Below are 17,354 nucleotides of genomic sequence, written 5' to 3'. Positions count from 1 at the left end.
CAGGGGGAGCTCATCCACCCGAAGCAAGCAGTTCCTTCAGGTGGCTCACATACTTTTCCGCGCCACCCGGCTGGTAACCGGTACGCCCCACGAGTTTCCCTTCAGGTGAAAGCAGGATAATGGTCGGATAGCCACGAATCCCGTACTTCTTGGCGAGGGCTTCGTTTTGCTCCTTTTCCGCATCGGACAAAGGCTTGCTCCGCGGAAAATCAAGCTCGACCAGCACAAGGGCAGATTCGGCGTATTCCGCAAACTCCGGCTGGCTAAACACCTCCTTCTTCAGACGGATACACCAGCCGCACCAGTCCGAACCGGTAAAATCAAGCAAGAGGGGCTTCCCTTCCGATTGGGCTTTGGCCTGGGCCGATTTGAAATCGGTCATCCACTCCACCGATTCCGCGGCCACCGACTGCTGCGGCAGGCTCGCGAGTCCGAAAAATCCGTAAAGCGCGACGGCGCCAATCAAAGCAAAGGTAAAAAACGATTTCTGCATAGTTGGTATGGGTTGAATTTGCCTGTAGGATACCGAGTCGCCCGGAATATTCCAACGAAAGGATAATTTTACTCCGAATCCAGTTGCGCCCACATGGAACTTAAATTGCTAGTAGGGCACTAACTTCAACTGACAAGCCTGATACGAACCATGTATTTCTTAGCACTCATTATTGTTCCGCTGATCGTCGGCCTCTGGGCTCAAATGAAGGTCAAAAGCGCCTACGATAAGTACGTACAAATCCCGTCGCGCGGCCGCATCACCGGTCGCGAAGCCGCTCAGGCCGTGATGGAAAGCGCCGGCATCCATGACGTCGAAATTGTCGAATGCCATGGCACTCTGACCGACCACTATGACCCGACCCACAAGCGCTTGGCCCTCAGTCGTCAGAACTACCGCGGTTACAGCCTCGCCGCCCTCGGCGTGGCGGCCCACGAAGCGGGACATGCCATCCAGCATAAGCAGCAGTATGCGCCGCTGAACCTGCGCATGGCGCTGGTACCCATCACCAGCTTTGCGTCACAACTGCTGCCCATCGCCATGTTCGGCGGCTACTTCTTCTTCCATAGCCCGATCTTCATCAATATCGGCATCGGAATCTACCTGATCCTCACCGTCTTCCAACTGGTCACCCTCCCGGTGGAATTCGACGCCAGTAAGCGGGCCAAGGCACAACTGGTCAACCTCGGCATTGTCGATCGCGAGGAGATGACCGGTGTGGTCAAAACCCTCGACGCCGCCGCCTTTACTTACGTTGCGGCCTTCGTCTCCAGTCTGGGCTGGCTGCTCTACCTTTTGGCACAGCGCCGCTAACTTTTTGGCGCAATTTTGCGACTTTTTGACCGCCCCGGCGATACCGCCGCGGGCGGTTTTTCTTTAACTTTTTCTTAACCTTAAACGAAATTGTCTTTACAACAGATTAGGGTATCCTGCCCAGCTACCCTCTCTTAAAAATCATGCGTACTTATTACCTAGGCATCGGCGGCCTTGTCTGCTCCTTGCTTGCGGGCTCCCTGTCTGCGACCTATCAGGACGAAATCGGCCTGACCACACTCCGTGCACGTGATGCGACGCTGGATGGCAGCGGTGTCACCGTTGCCCAAGTGGAAGCACAAATTAAAACGGGCGGTTGGCAAGTCGACCCGGCCGACGTCGGCCTCGATGCTGGATTGTTCACTTATTACACTACCACAGCGACCTACCCCACCGGCGCGAGCTTCGACATCGAGCTGGAATCGTATCACGCGAACATCGTCGGTGCCCGTTTTTTTGGACTCACCAGCGGCACCCAAGGCACGAATGGCGTCGCCCCCGGCGTTGCTGCCATACAAAACTTCTATGCCGGCTACTTCTTTAACTCACTGATACTGACTTCGACCAACATTTCCACACAGGTGGTCAACCAGAGTTATGTGTATAGCAGTCTTAGCGAGGCCGACAGTACCACAGTCAACCAGTACTTCGACAATTACGCCAGTAACTATGGCGTGATCTTTTGCAACGGCCTGAACACCGAGGTAAACCCGGCAACGATTCCATCTCCCGCCAGTACCTACAACGGAATTACCGTCGGCGTGGTTGACGACAGCCTGACCTCGCTCAGCGATGGGCGCAGCAAACCCGATATCGTGGCGCCGGGCTCCACCGCAGCCAGCTATACAACACCCTTGGTCGCCGGAGCTGCCACCATACTGTACCAATCCGGAGCACGCGCCGATGCCGGCAGCGGCACGGAAAGCGATGCAACTGACATCCGCACCATCAAGACATTACTCCTGAACAGCGCGACGAAACCTTCCGGCTGGTCCCATACCTCCACACATCCTTTGGATACGACCAACGGCGCCGGCGTGCTTGAGATCAACCAAGCGCAACTTCAACTCGAAGCGGGCCAATACGGGGAAACCGTCGACGACAATTTGACGACATCAGGGGCCGATCACTTACCTCCGGGGGGAATCAGCGACAACCTGAGCGCTAACACCGGCTGGAACCTCAGCACCCTCACCAATGCGCGCGTCACCGGCCAATACCGTGACGCAACCGACCACTACTTCTTCAATTGCGATGCCGCCGAAGCCAGCAGCTTCAACTTGACCGCAACCCTCGTCTGGAACCGGAATGCCGGGCGCAGCAACATTAACAACCTCGACTTGTTCCTCTATAAGGAAGACGGCACCCTGGTCGCGTCCAGCGTCAGCACGGTCGACAATGTCGAGCACCTTTACGAACTAGCGCTCGAAGCGGGCCGCTATGTGCTTCAGGTATACAAGCCGGCCGCCGATCGCGACACCACCAGCGAGACCTACGCGCTCGCCTTCAACTTCGAAGCCGCGGCACCGGTCGCCGCCGGCGATGCCACCGCATTGACGCTCTCCAGTAGCAGCATTCAGCTCGACTGGACCGACAACGCGGGCAATGAAACCGGCTACCGCATCGAACGTCGCATTTCCGGCGGCAGCTATAGTAGCTTGACCACCCTGGCGGCAGACATCGAAACCTATACCGACGAGAGTTGCGAAGCCGGCACCACTTACGAATACCAGATCATCGCCTTCAACGACGATGGCGATGCGACGGCAGCCACCGCCAGCGCGACGACCTACAGTGTACAGGAGCAATGGCGACTCGATTATTTTGGCTCGATCAGCAATAGCGGCGATGGCGCTGACGATGCCGATCCCGAGCTGGACGGCCAGATCAACCTGGTCGAGTTTTCAACTGCGGGGGATCCCGGCAGCTTCAGTCCGAATCCCGTCTCCAGTGACACTCTCGGAAGCAGTGGTCAATTCAGCTTCATCTGGCGTACAAACTCCGGCTTCGATTTCGCCATCGGCTACAGCGAAGACTTGGTTGCAGGCTTTACTTACTATGACTCCTCGACGCTCGACTCCGACCTCAGCCCCGAACTGGAACTAATAGGCACCAGCACGATCGATAGCGAATTCGAAACCCGCACCTACGGGATTCGGGACAGCGTCACTTCAGATAAAGTCTTTATCCAACTGCAAATCATCACACCCTAGGATAATACTTGACGCCTCCGAAATCCGAGGCCTTATTGCCACCCTTAAGTCGGGCCGTAGCGCAGTCTGGTAGCGCACTTCGCTGGGGGTGAAGGGGTCGCAGGTTCAAATCCTGTCGGCCCGACCATTTCAATTTAAAGGCATTCGTTCTACAACGAATGCCTTTTTTGGTGCATCGTCCATTCGCGGGAAAAGCAGGATTCCGCCGTAATCGATCACGAATGCCCCGCCCGTGGCGTGTCCGCTTGCGGACGTCGCTGCGAGCATCGAAGGCTTCCACGCGGACGCCTCTCAGATGAATGCCCCACAGCACACAGACTTTCGTCCACCGATGGAGGGGACTGCACAGCGGTGAAGGGAGACTTCAACCCGGCACAGCCACCAAAACCGATTAAGCCACTCCAGCCTAGAAATAAACGATGATGGCATTTCTCAGGGTCAGGTCATCCCTGGCGGAGCCATCCCCGATGTCGTTGTCGAAGTCCTGATTGAAAGAGAACTCAAAGCCAAGCAGATCGGTGATCCGGTAGCGGATCGCGGCGGTAAGCACATAGTTGTACTGCTGGGTGTTGTTCGGATTCCAGTAGTAGTTGAATTTCTGCACAAAGGACGTGCGCTTGAGCGGCTTCCAACTGAACTCCTGGAAAATGTTCGCGACCGGATGCAGGCCGTTGCGCGTATCATCCGAGTTGGACTCGAAGTCCTCAACACCGCCACCACCACCGAAAATCAATTCGAACTTCGGAGTCGGCTCAAAGCTGTACCCGAGACCGACCAGTTCCTGCACTTCGCGGTCGATCCCCTTGATCTGGTCCACCCGGCCGCCCAACGAGTTCTGAACAAACCAGTCGTCAAAGAAACTGCGGCGGTAAATAAAGGTCCCATCGTAGCGATCGGTCGACTTGTAGGTGTCACCATTGCTCTTTTCCGTCTGGCGGTATGTGTAGGACCCGGTAAAGCGGTAAAAGTTAAGGCTGCCTTTGGGATCGATTTCCAATTTGCCCCGGGCGAAACTCTCGGTCCAACGCTTGTCGCCCTTGCTCAGGTTCATCCCCATCCGCAGGTCTCCCTTCCAAGCCTCGGGCGCTTGCAGGTCCCGCAAGGTCTCGAGAATGCGCCGCTCCTTGATGTGTTCGACTTCCTCTTGGGTCAGTTCGATCGTCTTCACCGGCTTAGGCTCCTCTTTGGGCTTGGGCTTCGGCTTGCTGGCGACTTGCTGACTTTCCTTTTTCGGCGGCTTAGGTTTGTCCGGTACAACCACTCCCACCGCAGCGGAATCGGGCTTATCCGCCTCAATTCCGAGGATCTCACTACGGGGCAGGCGTAACTCTCCGAGCAACTTGGACTCCAGAACCAGAGTGGCGTCTGTCGAAAGCGAGGAGATCTCACCGACCAGGCGTTCCCCAGTCTTCATGCGCACCACCTTCGGCTCTGCGTCAACGACAACGCAACTCCAAAGCAATACCAGTAATATCCCACATCCCCGAACCAATCTCATACCGCAGTCTCGCTAAAGCGCTTCTCTCGGATGACTGTTATTTCAATGGTTCCTGGATAATTCAACTCTTCTTCGATCCGAATCCGGATTCTTCGCGCAATTTGACGGGCTTCTTCATCGCTCACTTGCTCCGGCTCCACGATTACGCGCACCTCCCGGCCCGCCTGAATCGCATACGCCTCAATTACGCCCTTCTGCTGCTTGGCGATGTCTTCGATCGTACGAACACGCTCGATAAAACCGTCGATCGAGGAGGCACGGGCCCCGGGGCGCACTGCGGAAAGCGAATCCGCGACCATAACCAATCCGGCATAGGGACTCTCCGCCGGCACTTCGTTATGGTGCGCCGCCGTCGCATTGACCACCCGCGGGTCCTCTCCGTGCTGCTTGATGATGTCCGCACCCACGATTGCGTGGCTGCCGGTATAGTCCTCGTCCACCGCCTTACCGATGTCGTGAAACAACCCGGCGCGTTTCGCAAGAATGGGATCCAGACCGATCTCGGACGCGATCAGCGAGCAGAGGTTCGCGACCTCCACCGAATGGGAAAGTGTATTCTGGTTATTCGATAGACGGTAGTGCAGCTTCCCCAGCAAGCTCACGATCTCCGGGTGCACATCGTGCAGGCGCAACTTACGCAGCGCCCCCTCGCCCAGGTCGATCACCCCGGCCTGCATTTCCTGTTCCGCCTTCTGCACCTCCTCCTCGATACTGGAGGGATGAATCCGTCCGTCCCGAACCAATGCCTCAAGCGCGATACGGGCAATTTCCCGGCGCACCGGGTCAAAGCAAGAAATGAGGACCGAGTCCGGCGTCTCATCAATCATCAGGGTCGTACCGGTCGAATGCTCGAAGGTCCGGATATTCCGTCCTTCCCGGCCAATAATGCGCCCCTTCATTTCCTCACTGGGCAGGGTTACGATCGTAGCGGTGGCATCATTCATCGGCTGGCTGGTGATGCGCTGCATCGAAGCCAGTAGGATGCGCCGGGCCTCATCACTCACCTCATTTTCGGTCTTACCCAGAAGCCGTTGCCGCAACTCATTCAGTTCGGTGGCACACTCACGCTCGGTCGACCGGATCAACAACTGCCGGGCATCATCGCTATCCATCTGGGTGATGTGGTGCAGCTTCATCCGGTACAGCCGCTCCATCTTTTTCGCTTCATGCTCGGCTTCGTCCAAAGCGTGTTGTTCACGGTCCAGCAGCTTCTGCTGCTCGTCGAGTTTCGAGACGCGTTCCTCGACCAAATCATTCGAACGGTCCACCTCGCGCTGCCGCACATCCAGATCCGCCTCCCTGCGCTTCAGGGCCAACTCCTGCTCATTTTGCTTTTCACGCAAGAGGAGTTCCGCTTCACGGGCTTCAACGTCGAGCTTCAATCGACGGGCGGCATCCAGATGCGCGAGTCGACGCTTCGCAATCAACGCGACGATGCCAGCGCCGAGAATAGCGCCGATGAGTAACCCCATTGCTTGATCAAAATTCATATGGCTGGGCAGAAATCTCGTGACTGGGGCAGGCCCGAGAACGGTCTTCTGCGGACCGCGCTTGTGGGGTGAACAAGCTATATGTTAATCAGATACGCATCATTTCAAATAATTTCAAGGTTAAGTTGCCGGATCCTATAAGCCTCCGCCCCCGGCTTCACGACTCACTTTCGCTCGCTGAACCAGCGCTGCACACCGGCACAATCCCGGCAGTTCAGGATCTGTTCCGGCTCCAGCCAGCCCTTCCGAGCAATATTAACGCCAGCGCGGTAATACGCCAGCCCCTCTGTGGCGTGCGCATCCGGATTGATCGCACACATCAGCCCCCGTTCCGCCGCCCGGCGCCACAAACGCCAATCCATATCCAACCGGCGGGGATGCGCGTTGATCTCGATAATCACCCGGTTGGCAATCGCGGCATCGATTACTTTTTGGAGATCGATCCGGTAGCCCTCGCGCCGGAGAAGCAGACGACCGGTGGGGTGCCCGAGCATGGTGGTCGCCGGATGCTCGATGGCGCGAATCACACGGGCCGTCATGTCCGCCTCGGACAATCCGAAACTGGAGTGGACCGACATCACGGCATAATCGAGCTGGGCCAGGGTACTGTCTTCCAAATCCAACCGTCCATCCGGAAGGATGTCACACTCGATCCCGGCAAAGACATGCACCGCGGATTCTCCGGCTTCATTGAATGCACGGATGCGCTCCAGCTGCTCCAGTACCCGCGCATCGTCCAAACCGTTGGCCTGGAAGCTCGCTTTGGAGTGATCGGCCAAACCGATGTAGTCGAAGCCAAGCGCCTCCGCGGCCGCCGCCATTTCCTCAATACTGGCACGTCCATCCGAGGCAGTGGTATGATTATGAAAGACCCCGCGCAGCGCGTCGGCGTCCACCAGACGCGGTAATTTACCGGCTTCCGCCGCATCGATTTCACCCAGTCCCTCCCGTAGTTCGGGTGGGATCTCGGCCAGTCCGAAGAACTCAAAGAGCGCCTTCTCGGTTTCGATTCCCTCAGAGCCGGGTTCCGCCCCCTCCGTATCCTTTGCCGCCAAGCCCCATTCACTGAGACTGTAGCCGCGGGAGAGCGCACGTTGTCGCATCGCCACATTATGCTCTTTCGAGCCGGTGAAATGATGCAAGGCGAAGGCGAACTGCGCCGCCGGAACCACCCGCAAGTCGGCCTGTAGGCCGCTTTCGAAGCGCACGCTCGACTTGGTCGTCCCCTTGGCGGTCACTTCCTGCACGCCTGCCTGCGAAGTAAACCAGTCCATGATCGGTGCCGGCTCCCCGGAAGCCACGATGAAGTCCAAGTCCCCGACGGTCTCCCGCAAGCGACGCAAGCTGCCGGCGGCTTCGGCCCGCTCGACCCCGGACAGCGCACGCAAGCCTTCCAAAATGGGCGCGGCCACTTCTTGTGCATCCCACCACAGGTGCCGTTGCGCATATGCCGCCCGGTTCTCAATCCCGGTGAGGATCTTTTCCGCCGACTTCGCACCAAAGCCCTTCAGACCAGCCACCTCACCCGACTCACAAGCGGACTTGAGCGCCTCGATGCTCTCCACCCCCAACTCGTCATGCAGCTTCTTCACTTTTTTGCCGCCCAGACCGGGGATCTCCAGCATCTCAATCAGGCCCGGGGCCACGGAAGCACGCAGTTTTTTATAATACTCCAGCTCACCGGTCGCATGCAGGGTCTCGATCTTCTCGACCAGCGCGGAGCCGATCCCCTTGACCGAAGCCAGCTTGCCCGCCTCGATCACCTCTCCAAGCTCCTCCTCCATCGTCTCCAGAGCCCGTGCCCCGGTCTGGTAGGCCCGGATCTTGAAAGGATTTTCACCTTTCAGTTCCAAAAGTACCGCGATCGATTCCAGTATCTCGACGATATCCGCTTTATGCATGGGCTTAGACTGTCCACATGGCGGAGAAAGACAAGTCCGGGCGCCCGCCTACCGGCCCCTGTCTCCGAAATGTCGCAGTCGCAGCCTTGCCCACCGGCACAAAGCGCTCTAGCACAGTGCCCATGACGCAACCCACCCTTCTCGTTCTTGCCGCCGGCATGGGCAGCCGCTACGGCGGCCTCAAACAACTCGACCCCATGGGGCCGAACGGTGAAACCGTCCTCGACTACTCCGTCTTCGACGCGATCCGGGCCGGCTTCGGCAAGGTGGTTTTCGTCATCCGCAAGGATTTTGCCGAGGCCTTCAAGCAGACCGTCGGCGATAAATTCCGGGACCGGATCGAGGTCGCCTATGCCTATCAGGACCTATCCGACCTGCCGGAAGGCTTCAGCCTGCCCGATGGCCGCGAAAAGCCTTGGGGTACCGCCCATGCGGTGCGGGCCGCACGCGCGGAAATCGAGACGCCCTTTGCCGTCATTAATGCCGACGATTTCTACGGCAGCGATGCCTACCTCCAGCTCGCACGACATTTTGAAAGCAGCACCGGCGAACCGGAACTGCGTACTTGTATGGTCGGCTATCCGCTCATCAATACGCTCTCGGAGCACGGCACGGTCAACCGTGGCATTTGCCGCGTCCAGAATGGCGCCCTCCAGTCTGTCGAGGAACACTGCGGGATCGCCGCCCTGCCCGACGGTAGCATCGAGGGGCTGGACCTCGCCGGCCACAAAGTCGGCATTCCCGCGGACAGTATCGTCTCGATGAACTTCTGGGGATTCACCCCGGCTATCTTTGCCAGCATCGAGGCCCAGTTCGTCGAATTCCTCGAAAAGCGCGCGCAGGAGCCCAAATCCGAATGTTACATCCCCAGCATTGTGGACAACCTGATCCGTTCGGAACAAACCGAGTGCAAGGTACTGACCAGCTCCGGCACCTGGTTCGGGGTCACCTACCCGGAAGACAAGCCCTTCGTGCAGGCCGCCATAAGGCAGCGCATCCAGGACGGCGACTATCCCGAACGCCTGGCCTAAAGTCACTCCTGTCGAACAGCCGCTCAGGCGGGCGGCGGTGGCGCCGTACCGCTCTCGTCGGTCGAGTGTACCGCAGCCGCGTCGGCCCGTTTCTTTTCCGCGCGGCGCTTAAAGAAGCGGAAGATCGTGCGGAGCGTGAAATAGAGCAGAATGAGAACAAGCAGACCCGCGAGTATCGGGATTAGGATGGCCAGACCGGCCGTAAGGATTGAGCCTCCGAGTTCGGCCGTCGACACCGCAGGGTTCCCCACCCCGCCGGTGGTTGCGGTTGACGTGCCTCGGATGATCACGGAAGTGCCCTGCACCACGCCCGCCGTACCCCCACCTGCAATGGTGGAAACGATCCACTTGAAGGATCCGTCCCCCATGAAATCAGGCATCATGGTACCGGTAATAAAGGTACCTGCCAGCACGGCCGCCGGCGTCGCAATGGAATCGAGCGCATTGTCCAGCCAGGGGATGTAGTAGCTCCCGACCTCCAGGGCCGTCGCCACCCCCAGCGCAATCGTCACCGGCGTGCTGCCCAGAAAACTGTGTTCCCCGAGAATTTCCTGCACATTAAAGCCCATCCCGAGCAAATCGGCCTCCATCCCCGTGTTGGCCGCCAGACTGGCGATAAACAAGGGGACAAAGACTCGGAAGCCACAAGCTGCGGCCAAACCGATGCCCGCCATAATCGCCATGAGTTCATTCATAATAAGAAGCAGCTTATAGTCATATTAAACCGTATAAAAGCCTAGATTTAAGCCGCAAGCTCTAGGCTCTAATACGCTTGCAGCCCTTCCGTACATTTATCAAAAAAACGTTATGCAAGAAGTTTCACCTGTTTTCCCCGTCATATTCCTTCTCATCTTCATCGTACTCGGCATCGTCACCTTTGGGCTCTGGCTCTGGTCGCTCATTCATTGTGCAATGAACAAGCAGCTCTCGGATACCAACCGCATCGTCGGCATCCTCCTGATCGTACTGCTTGGTATCCTAGGCAGCCTGATCTATCTCTTCCTGCCCCGCGAAGTCGCGCGCACCTAGTCAGCCGAGACGGCCGAAGCCGCCACGATCTTTTCGTAGATCGCCTCCACCGGCATCTGGACCAGCTCCGCAGTGGGAATCCGCGGCGGGTTGATCACCGGCAAAGTATCCATCGACTCGGAAAGACAGACGTCCCGGTTGGCTTCCACCTCCTCGACCCGGTCGATCGGCGTGAAATGCGGTGCTGACAAAAGCGCCTGCGGGTGCTCCCGAACCAGGCGGATGATCGCCTGAACCGCCTCGGCAAAACGGTCGAGTTCCGCCTGAGTGTAGCTTTCCGTCGGTTCGATCATCAGCCCCAGCGGCTCCGGCCACGCCACCGTGGGGGCATGGAATCCGAAGTCGAGGAAGAGCTTGCCGATACGGGGGGCCGAATCGGTCTTGCGCAGTCCGACCGATTCCAAGTGTGCGTAATCCTCCGGCTTGAGGGTCAGAATGAACTCATGCATGCGTGGCTCGGCATCCGCTCCGGTCGGCAGCATGGCATAGTCGACCGCCAACTGCTTCTGCAGGTAACGGGCACTGAGAACGGCCATGGCCGACATCCGGCGCACACCTTCACGTCCCAGACGTAACAGATAGGTGTAGCAGCGCACCTTGTGGGCAAAGTTGCCCCAGTGGCGGTGGAAGGAACCGATCGATTTGCCCTCCTTGTATGGCCGGTAGAAGTCGCCGTCTTTCTCGATCTGGTAGCCCGGCAGATAGGCGACCAGACGCTCGCTGACCGCCACGATCGCATCCCCCGGACCGCCGCCACCGTGCGGGATGGTCCAGGTCTTATGCAGGTTATTGTGCACCGCATCCACGCCGAGCGCACCAAGGTCAACCCAACCGGCGATCGCATTCATGTTGGCACCGTCCATATACACAAGGCCGCCGATCCCATGAATCTTGTCCGCAATTTCCTTAAATGAAGTCTCGAAAATCCCCGAGGTATTCGGATTGGTGATCATGATGCCGGCAATCCGGCTGCCGAACTCCGCGATCCGCCGGTCCAGGTCCTCGTTCAGCACGCGGCCTTCGGTATCGGCTTCCAGATACACGATCTTGCCTTTTCGGCCCCCGAATCCGGCCATGGTCGCCGTGGCAAAGTTGGTGCCGTGTGCCGAGCGTGGGATCAGCATGATATCCCGGGCCTCTCCCCGGTCACGGTGGTAGGCTTGGAAAAGTTTCAGCCCGACCAATTCTCCTTGGGCGCCCGCCAGCGGCTGTGTCGTCACCGCAGCCAACCCGGTGATGCCCTTGAACCACTCCTGGATCTCGTACAGGAGGTACAAGCAGCCTTGCGCATCCTCCACCGGTGCTTGCGGGTGCAGATCGGTAAATCCGGGCAGGGAAGCCGCCCAGTCGTTCACCTTCGGATTATACTTCATCGTGCAGGAACCCAGCGGGTAACAACCGTCATCCGGGCTCACGTTCAGCTCACCCAGTTTCTTGTAGTAAGCCAGCACCTCATCCGTCCCGTAAGCCGGCAAACCGGGCGCCGTGTCACGCAGGCTCGACGCGAGCGGAGCCACCGGGCTCGCGGCACAGTCCCCGCAGGGTGCGCCGAAACAGTCGGCAAAGACCGCGACCAGCGCCTCAAGGTCCTGCTCACGGTTGGAGAAGGACAATTTCAGCAGCTGGCGTTCGCCGGCGATACGCTCCGAAACATCGGCCCCCGCCAAAATCCCCTTCGACCGCGCGCGCTCAAGGAGCTGCCCCACCGGGATCGGCAGGGACAGGGTCAGCTCATGGAAACTGCATGCATCCGGAAAGGCGAGGTCGACCCCCTCGAAAGCGGTCAAGCGGGAGGCGGCCTCCGAAAGCTTGCGACGCATGCACTCAAGAATCGCCTGCAGCCCGGGATCCCCCCGTTCCAGCAGGGTGGCACCCACCAAGGTCGCGATGAACGCCTGGTTGGAACAAATGTTGGAAGTCGCCTTGTCCTTGCGGATGTGCTGCTCACGGGTGGAAAGGACACCGACCCGGCACTCCCGCCCGGAACAGTCCCGGGCCTTGCCGATAAAGCGCCCCGGTGCCGACCGTACGCCCGCACGGTCTTTCTCGCTGAAACGCACCCCGAACAGCCCCAGCCCCGGCCCACCGAAATTCGGCGCCAAGGCAAGATGCTGCGCTTCCCCCACTATAATATCCGCACCGGCAGCCCCCAATGCGGAAGGCGGCTTCAGGCCCCCCGGAGCCAGCAGGATCGGATCGATCACCACCACGCTCTTTACTCCAAGCTCGGCCGCCAGGTCCGTCAGGGCGTCAAAATCCTCCACCAGCCCAAAAGTATTGACCATGGGGAACACAATCGCAGCCAGGCGCTCCTTGTTCGCCTCCGCAACCTCCCGCAACTGCGCCGGATCCATGCAGCCGCTGGCCGCATCGGCCGGCACCCGGATCAACTCGATCTCGGTGTCCGCCACCAAGGTCTCCAATACTTCCAAATCCCCCGGATACAGGGTTTCCGGCACGATCGCGGCGGATTTGCTGCGCCCCATCCGGACCGCCGCGCAAATCCCCTCGAAAATCGCCGTCGAACGATCGTAAAGGGAGGCGTTCACCGCCTCAAACCCTGTCAGGCGGGCCATTGAGCACTGGTAGATCCAGTGGGCCAGCAAGGTTCCCTGACTGAGTTCCGGCTGGTACGGGGTATAGGCAGTGGTCAGGTTGCGGATGTCACAAATCGGTCCCACCACCGGCGATGGCTCCAGATCCGGCACCCCGTCCCCAAGATAACTCAGTCCGATCCGGTTTTTCGCCGCGATCCCCGCCAAAGTCGTCTTCAGCCCCTCGTAGTCCAGCTCATCCGGCAGCTCCGGTGCGCCGTTAAAACGGACCGCTCCGGGAATGTGGTCGAAAAGACTGTCCAGCGACGGCTTACCCACCGCGTCCAACATCGCGCGGATGTCTTCCTCGCTGGCGGGAATATAGTGGCGGGCATGTTCACGATGGTCCGCGATTGGCTGTTGCATATCGAGTTTGGCTAGGACGTGTAGGTAGTTTTCACATCGATCGGAGTGATGTGTTATAAAAATGTCACACAAAACTTGTCCATTCGCTTCGCAAGTATCTTTACTGTGAAAAGCGAATTTTCATCTTTCACCGATTCGAATTCCCTCTCTATTAACATCACGAATGACCGAACTACTACAAGTCCCTCTCCAAGAATTTCACACCACCCACGGCGCACGCTTTGTCCCTTTCGGCGACTGGAGCATGCCGGTCCAGTACACCAGCATTCTGGAGGAACACCGGGCCGTACGCGAGGCCGCCGGGCTCTTCGATGTCAGCCACATGGGCGAGTTCCAGGTCGACGGCCCCGATGCCGCGCTCTTCCTCGACAAGCTGGTAGTCAACCATGTCTGCAAGCTGCCGGACGGCAAGGCGGTGTACTCCCCGATGTGCGCCAGCGACGGCGGGGTGGTCGACGATTTGATCATCTACCGCCTCTCCCCGGAGTCCTTCCTCGTCTGCGTCAATGCCGGCAATGCGGAAAAAGACTTCGGCTGGTTCCTCAAACAAGCCGGCCGCTGGGACCTGAATGTCGAGATTGAGGACCATTCCGACCAGTATGCCCTGCTGGCCCTGCAGGGTCCAAAGGCCGCAGAGATTCTCGCTGCCGCAGGCTTCCCCGAAGGCGCCGCACTCAAACGCTTCTGCCACGAAACCGCTTCCTTTGCCGGAGCCAAACTGCGCATTTGCCGCACCGGCTATACCGGCGAGGATGGGTTTGAGATCTATGTGCCGCCCGCCATGGCCGAAAGCCTGGCCAAGCTCCTGCTCGAAACCGGCAGCCCCATGGGGCTTAAACTCTGCGGACTCGGCGCCCGTGACAGCCTCCGCCTCGAAGCCGGACTACCGCTCTACGGGCATGAACTTACCGATGCGATCACTCCGCTTGAGGCCAGCCTCGGCTGGACCGTGAAATTCGACAAGGAAGACTTCATCGGGAAAAATGCGCTGGCCGAGCAGAAGGAACAGGGCGTTCCTCGCAAAGTCATCCATTTCCGACTGGAAGGCCGTCGGATCGCACGTGAAGGCACCCCCGTGGTAGATCGCTCCGGACAGAATGTCGGCCAGGTCCTCTCCGGCACCCTTTCCCCCATGACCGAAGGACCGATCGGTAGCGCCCTCGTCGATGCCCATGCGGAAATCGACAGCCTCGCCGTGGACCTGCGCGGGAACCACATCCCCCTCATCGTCGCCAAACCGCCCCTGCACCGCTAAGGGCCTAACGGGGTAAACCGCCCGGTTACTGCTTCACCACATCGTCCGGCTGGGCCTCCACGCTGGCAGCCGTCTGCCCGATCAGGGCATCCTTTTCCGGTCGAGGCAGCGTTTTGACAGAGACCTCCATCACCACGTCATCGCGGCGCACCTTGATCGAGGTGAACTGGTTGGCCCGGGTAAAGAAAATCGCCCCCGGCACATCGGACACCGTCTCAATCGGACGGCCGGCAATCGAAATCAAGTGATCGCCCTCCTGCAGTCCGGCTTCAGATGCCGGCGCATCGTCCAGCACACGGGAAAGATAGACGGCATTGCTGTCATCGGTATTCAACAGCTCTCCCACTTCGAAGCCCATCCAACTGTGGATCACATGACCGGAAAACAACAGATCATCGCGCACCCGCGCCAAGGCATCCGGCGGCAGGCAATACGAACCGCCCAGATCGGGAATCGAAGCGACTGACATCCCCACAAAACGGCCGTTGATATCCAGGATCGGACAGCCGCCTTGCCCTGCCTCCACCGAAATCGAAGTGCGGATGTACTCGGTCGGGAAAATCTTCGCCCCCAGCTTCTTGTCCATTCCGGTGACAATCCCCATCGACGGAGACGGCTCGAAGTCGAGCGGACAGGCGATCGCAATCGCAATCGCACCCAGGGCCGGACGCTCCACGCTGGTGTCGATATGTATAATGGAAAAGTCTTCGGGCAGCTCCATCACCCGCAGCACCGAAATATTTGTCAGACGGTCATGGCCCACCGCCTCGGTCGCATAGTCCTTGCCCTTGTATTCGACCCACACACGGTCCGCACCCGCAGCCCGGCTCGCACTAACCAGTACATGGCCTTCCTTGCTGATGAAGAACCCGGTGCCCACCCGCAAAGTCACCTGCGTCTTGCTGTCTTCGAGGTCGTCATCCGGCAAGCGGTAGGCCGCCTTCACCCGGACGATCGCGTCCCGGTTCTGCTCGAACACATCGATGATCCGCTGCTGCAGGGCCAAGGCGTCCACCGGGCCGGCCAACAGCTTGCCTGCAGCCAAACCCATCAGTAATGCAATCCACGCGATTCTGGAAAACATACGGAGCACTTAGTAAACGAGGCTGGCAACCCCGGGGTTGCTCATGCTGACCCAGGACGAAGCCACATCGCTGGAATAATCGGCTTCGCTGCGGGCGACATGAATGCTGTCCAATCCGAACTCGCGCTTGTAGGCGGCGTTTTTCGCATTGGCATCCGCTGAAATAATTTCGATCCCGTAGTCACGACGGGCCCCGTCGGTGGCCAATTCGGTCATTGCGACCTCTCGCGGAAGCGGCAACGCCACCGGCGTCACATCCTGCTGCACGAGTTGCTGGCTGTCGCCCGAAACCGGTGCCACCTCGACCAGTGCAGGACGCACCACCATCATCGCCATCACGGCGGCAGCTGCTCCGACAGTCAGGCTCTGCACCACACGACCCGAAAGGCCGCGTGCCAGCTGGACATACCACGGGTCCTTCTTGACCAGGGTCTGTAACATCCGCTGATGCAGTTGACGGTCGAAACGATCCCAGAATTCTTCACTGGGGCGTTCCGCCTGCTTTAGTTTGAGGAGATCCTCGAGGCTCACTTTCTGGTTCGGGTCTTCGTTCAGTCGTGCCATATCAGGGAGTAGAAAGTCCTGTCGTTTATACTAAATAATCTTGGAGGTACGTTTGCAGTTGCTGTTTTGCGTAGTGCAACCGGGAGCGAACAGTTCCCACGGAAGTCTTGGTAATTTCCGCGATCTCGGCGTGGCCGAGCCCCTCAATTTCATGTAAAACGACAACTGTTCGATGTTTAGGAGACAATTTCTGAAGGGAATCGTTCAATTTTTCCTGCAATTCTTGAATTAAAACCCCTTTTTCTGTGCGCGATTTGGCGGTCAACCGCTCCACAATCTCGCTCCCGGACACCTCTTCGTTGATATTCTCGTAGTTGATGAAGCGCCGGCGGCGGCTCTTTTTCAGAAAAGTCATGGTCGTGTTGACCGCGATCCGGTAGATCCAGGTGTAGAAGGAGGACTTGCCCTTGAAACGGGCAATCGCCTGAAAGGCCTTGATGAAGGTATCCTGGGTCAGATCCGAGGCATCTTCACGGTTCCCGGTCAGATTATAGATGATCGAAAAGATCGGTTCACGGTACTTTTGAACCAATTGGTCAAAGGCCCCCACGTGCCCCATCTGCACCTTTTGCACCACGGCCCAGTCCAAATCACGATCGCTCGACGGTGTACTCTCCGCCGACGCGATACCCTTGGTAACTGAACCTGTAGCTGCCATTCCAGCTTCAACAAAGCAGTTTGCGGGCAAAATGCAAAGAATTTACACCCGACGAGGGAGACCTGACGGAGCGCGGTAGCGCGTAGATGGTGAAATGCTTCGCATTTCGCCCGTAGCGAAGCGTAGGGTGACTGAAGCGGCCTGTCGTGAGCCTGCCTGCGGTGAGCTCGTCGAACCCGTCAAAGGGGTGCCCTTTGGGCGCTGAAGGAACAGACCTGAGGAAAAATAAAACTTCAGGGGTACAGGTTCAGGACATAGGTACCAAAAAAGGTTCAGGACATGGGTAACACTTTCGGCCAGAAAGGGTGATGCCATGGAGAGAAACCAAAATGATAGAAGAACGCATGAATTTTGCCTTAAAGAGC

Annotated in this window: 14 protein-coding genes and 1 tRNA gene; 6 read left to right on the top strand and 9 right to left on the bottom strand. The window is 58.5% G+C overall.

The window, feature by feature from the left end:
• Positions 1 to 10: 10 nt before the first annotated feature.
• On the bottom strand, positions 11 to 493 hold the full coding sequence (locus tag O2597_RS10015; RefSeq protein ID WP_269524474.1) for a thioredoxin family protein: 483 nt from the start codon (positions 491 to 493) through the stop codon (positions 11 to 13).
• A 150-nt stretch (positions 494 to 643) separates the two neighbouring features.
• Here O2597_RS10015 and O2597_RS10010 point away from each other — a divergent pair, with 150 nt between their 5' ends.
• The 3 genes from O2597_RS10010 (at position 644) to O2597_RS10000 (ending at position 3,646) form a co-directional block, all read left to right on the top strand.
• Positions 644 to 1,306, top strand: coding sequence for a zinc metallopeptidase (locus O2597_RS10010; protein WP_269524473.1), 663 nt, complete (start codon positions 644 to 646; stop codon positions 1,304 to 1,306).
• A 143-nt stretch (positions 1,307 to 1,449) separates the two neighbouring features.
• Positions 1,450 to 3,519 (top strand): fibronectin type III domain-containing protein, encoded by a 2,070-nt coding sequence (locus tag O2597_RS10005; RefSeq protein ID WP_269524471.1) that lies wholly within the window; start codon positions 1,450 to 1,452, stop codon positions 3,517 to 3,519.
• Positions 3,520 to 3,569: 50 nt separating this feature from the next.
• A tRNA-Pro gene (locus O2597_RS10000) sits at positions 3,570 to 3,646 on the top strand.
• 279 nt (positions 3,647 to 3,925) lie between these two features.
• Here O2597_RS10000 and O2597_RS09995 read toward each other — a convergent pair.
• From O2597_RS09995 to polX, 3 genes are all read right to left on the bottom strand, one after another.
• Positions 3,926 to 4,933 (bottom strand): DUF481 domain-containing protein, encoded by a 1,008-nt coding sequence (locus O2597_RS09995; RefSeq protein ID WP_269524470.1) that lies wholly within the window; start codon positions 4,931 to 4,933, stop codon positions 3,926 to 3,928.
• Between the two features lie 80 nt (positions 4,934 to 5,013).
• On the bottom strand, positions 5,014 to 6,489 hold the full coding sequence (gene rny / locus O2597_RS09990; RefSeq protein WP_269524469.1) for a ribonuclease Y: 1,476 nt from the start codon (positions 6,487 to 6,489) through the stop codon (positions 5,014 to 5,016).
• Between the two features lie 182 nt (positions 6,490 to 6,671).
• Positions 6,672 to 8,408: a DNA polymerase/3'-5' exonuclease PolX gene (gene polX / locus O2597_RS09985; RefSeq protein ID WP_269524468.1), complete on the bottom strand. Its 1,737-nt coding sequence runs from the start codon at positions 8,406 to 8,408 to the stop codon at positions 6,672 to 6,674.
• Positions 8,409 to 8,530: 122 nt separating this feature from the next.
• On the opposite strand from polX, the gene O2597_RS09980 reads away from it, so the two are divergent.
• Complete coding sequence (locus tag O2597_RS09980; protein WP_269524466.1) at positions 8,531 to 9,439, top strand: nucleotidyltransferase family protein; 909 nt, start codon at positions 8,531 to 8,533, stop codon at positions 9,437 to 9,439.
• Positions 9,440 to 9,462: 23 nt separating this feature from the next.
• On the opposite strand, the gene O2597_RS09975 is transcribed toward O2597_RS09980, so the two are convergent.
• Entirely contained in the window at positions 9,463 to 10,134 is a 672-nt protein-coding gene (locus tag O2597_RS09975) for a DUF4126 domain-containing protein (protein WP_269524465.1), read from the bottom strand.
• Positions 10,135 to 10,246: 112 nt separating this feature from the next.
• Here O2597_RS09975 and O2597_RS09970 point away from each other — a divergent pair, with 112 nt between their 5' ends.
• Complete coding sequence (locus O2597_RS09970; protein WP_269524463.1) at positions 10,247 to 10,468, top strand: PLDc N-terminal domain-containing protein; 222 nt, start codon at positions 10,247 to 10,249, stop codon at positions 10,466 to 10,468.
• On the opposite strand, the gene gcvPB is transcribed toward O2597_RS09970, so the two are convergent.
• On the bottom strand, positions 10,465 to 13,428 hold the full coding sequence (gene gcvPB, locus O2597_RS09965) for an aminomethyl-transferring glycine dehydrogenase subunit GcvPB (RefSeq protein ID WP_269524462.1): 2,964 nt from the start codon (positions 13,426 to 13,428) through the stop codon (positions 10,465 to 10,467). The two genes, O2597_RS09970 and gcvPB, sit on opposite strands and share 4 nt — an antisense overlap.
• A 163-nt stretch (positions 13,429 to 13,591) precedes the next feature.
• On the opposite strand from gcvPB, the gene gcvT reads away from it, so the two are divergent.
• Positions 13,592 to 14,683, top strand: a complete 1,092-nt coding sequence (gene gcvT, locus O2597_RS09960; protein ID WP_269524460.1) for a glycine cleavage system aminomethyltransferase GcvT — start codon at positions 13,592 to 13,594, stop codon at positions 14,681 to 14,683.
• A gap of 25 nt (positions 14,684 to 14,708) precedes the next feature.
• Here gcvT and O2597_RS09955 read toward each other — a convergent pair whose 3' ends face one another.
• Genes O2597_RS09955 through O2597_RS09945 form a run of 3 tightly spaced genes read right to left on the bottom strand, consistent with a single transcriptional unit; the run spans position 14,709 to position 17,019 of the window.
• Positions 14,709 to 15,767 (bottom strand): S1C family serine protease, encoded by a 1,059-nt coding sequence (locus tag O2597_RS09955; RefSeq protein ID WP_269524458.1) that lies wholly within the window; start codon positions 15,765 to 15,767, stop codon positions 14,709 to 14,711.
• Positions 15,768 to 15,776: 9 nt separating this feature from the next.
• Positions 15,777 to 16,331 carry a hypothetical protein gene (locus O2597_RS09950; RefSeq protein WP_269524456.1) on the bottom strand — a complete coding sequence of 185 codons (555 nt, stop codon included), beginning with the start codon at positions 16,329 to 16,331 and terminating at the stop codon, positions 15,777 to 15,779.
• Positions 16,332 to 16,356: 25 nt separating this feature from the next.
• Positions 16,357 to 17,019, bottom strand: a complete 663-nt coding sequence (locus O2597_RS09945; RefSeq protein ID WP_269524454.1) for an RNA polymerase sigma factor — start codon at positions 17,017 to 17,019, stop codon at positions 16,357 to 16,359.
• Positions 17,020 to 17,354 lie beyond the last annotated feature (335 nt).

This window comes from Coraliomargarita parva (assembly GCF_027257905.1).
GTDB lineage: Bacteria > Verrucomicrobiota > Verrucomicrobiia > Opitutales > Coraliomargaritaceae > Coraliomargarita_A > Coraliomargarita_A parva.
The sequence above is the reverse complement of the archived record's forward strand: the minus strand, read 5'-3'. Positions and strand labels throughout refer to the sequence as shown.